Origin of the sequence: Nocardia sp. NPDC047648 (assembly GCF_040642815.1) — a bacterium.
GTDB classification, from domain to species: domain Bacteria; phylum Actinomycetota; class Actinomycetes; order Mycobacteriales; family Mycobacteriaceae; genus Nocardia; species Nocardia gamkensis.
Genome location: NZ_JBEYSX010000040.1, coordinates 1 through 1,839, shown reverse-complemented (window position 1 = coordinate 1,839; position 1,839 = coordinate 1). Strand labels below are relative to the sequence as shown.

Here is a 1,839-nt window from a genome sequence, read left to right as displayed (position 1 = left end):
GCGACCACCGCTTGCTCCTTCGTCGCCTACGCGGCGGCCACTCGGACGCGAGCCGGGCCGCGAACGGCGCATGCTCGGTCTCGCTTCGCTCGAAACGGGGAGTCGAGGTCCGCTCGGAGGGTCGGTATGGGTGATCGCCGCTCGTTCCACCGCCATTCGGTCGCGCGTTGCGCGGGCTCAGCGGCCGTCCGGATCAGCCGGCGGCTTCCTCCGGGACTGCGGCGCGCAGTTTGCGCAGGCCCGCTATGCGGATGGCGGAGCGGAGGTCGCTGACCTCGTGGATCTTCATGGTGCTCCGCACCGGCGCGAGGCCGGGCGGCACCAGGGCGGTGGTGAAGCCCAGGCGTTCGGCCTCGGCCAGCCTGCGGTTGAGGCCGGTCACTTTGCGCACCTCGCCCGCGAGGCCGACCTCGCCGAGGATCACCCAGCCCGGCGGGATCGGGACGTCGGAGTCGGCGCTGGCGATGGCGAGCGCGATGGCCAGGTCGGCGGAAGGCTCGACCAGGCGCATGCCGCCGACCGTCGCGGCGTATACATCGCTCTTGCCGAGGAACACCCGGCCACGACTCTGCAGGACGGCCAGCACCATGGCGACCCGGTTGTAGTCCAGGCCGCTCACCGCGCGGCGCGGCTGCGGAATCTCGGTCTTCACGGTCAGGCCCTGCACCTCGCCGACCAGCGGGCGTTTGCCGTCCATCGCGACGGTCACCGCCGTGCCCGGCACGGAATCGGTGCGGTGGTGCAGGAACAGGCCGGACGGGTCGTCGACACAGGCGATGCCGTCCTCGTGCAGTTCGAAGCAGCCCACCTCGTCGGCGCTGCCGAAGCGGTTCTTGATGCCGCGCACCATACGCAGCGTGGAGTTCTTGTCGCCCTCGAATTGCAGGACCACATCGACCAGGTGCTCCAGCGTGCGCGGGCCCGCGACGTTGCCGTCCTTGGTGACGTGCCCGACCAGCAGCACCGCGATCCCGCTCGTCTTGGCCAGCGAGGTCAGCGCCGCGGTCACCTCGCGTACCTGGGTGACTCCGCCGGTGACGCCGTCCACCTCCGGAGCGAGCATGGTCTGCACCGAGTCGACCACCAGCAGTGTCGGCCGCACCTGCTCGACATGCCCGAGCACGATCGACAGATCCGATTCCGACGCCAGATAGACCCGGTCGTGCACCGCGCCGGTGCGATCGGCCCGCAACCGCACCTGCCCCGCCGACTCCTCCGCGGTGACGTACAGCGACTTCTCGCCGTGCTGGGCCGCCCAGCGATGCGCTACCTCGAGCAGCAGCGTCGACTTGCCCACTCCCGGCTCGCCGGACAGCAACACCACCGAACCGGGCACCACCCCGCCGCCGAGCACCCGATCCAGCTCGCTCACACCCGTCGGCCGCGCTCGGGTGACCTTGGAATCGATCTGCGAAATCGGCGCGGCCGCCGTGCTGGGCAACATCGCCTTCCGCCCGGGAGAACCGACCGCCCCCGCCCCGACGACTACCTCGTCGACCGTGCCCCAAGCCCCGCACTCCGGGCACTTACCCACCCATTTGGCGACTTCGTGCGAACAGGCGGAGCACCGGAAGGTCGGCTTGGTCTTTGCCACAGGGGCACCATACGCACCACCTCTGACAGTGTCTTATTTGCAGCGCATGCGGCGCTGCGTGTTCGCGGCCCCTTTGTGGCTCGCGTTTGCGCGACCGCCGCTTGCTCCTTCGTCGCGTACGCGACGGCCGCGCAAACGCGAGCCGGGTTGTGTTTGTTTTTCCAGCGCCTTCGGCGCTGGGTGTTCGCGGCCCCTTTGTGGGTGGGGGGTGTGGGCGCCGCGCCAGGGGCCTAAGGGCGGAGCGC

At 70.3% G+C, this 1,839-nt stretch carries 1 protein-coding gene; it reads right to left on the bottom strand.

Features of this window, described 5'->3' with window-relative positions; translation table 11 throughout:
- Positions 1-193 precede the first annotated feature (193 nt).
- Positions 194-1,594: a DNA repair protein RadA gene (gene radA, locus ABZ803_RS35235; protein WP_357046209.1), complete on the bottom strand. Its 1,401-nt coding sequence runs from the start codon at positions 1,592-1,594 to the stop codon at positions 194-196.
- Positions 1,595-1,839: the final 245 nt, after the last annotated feature.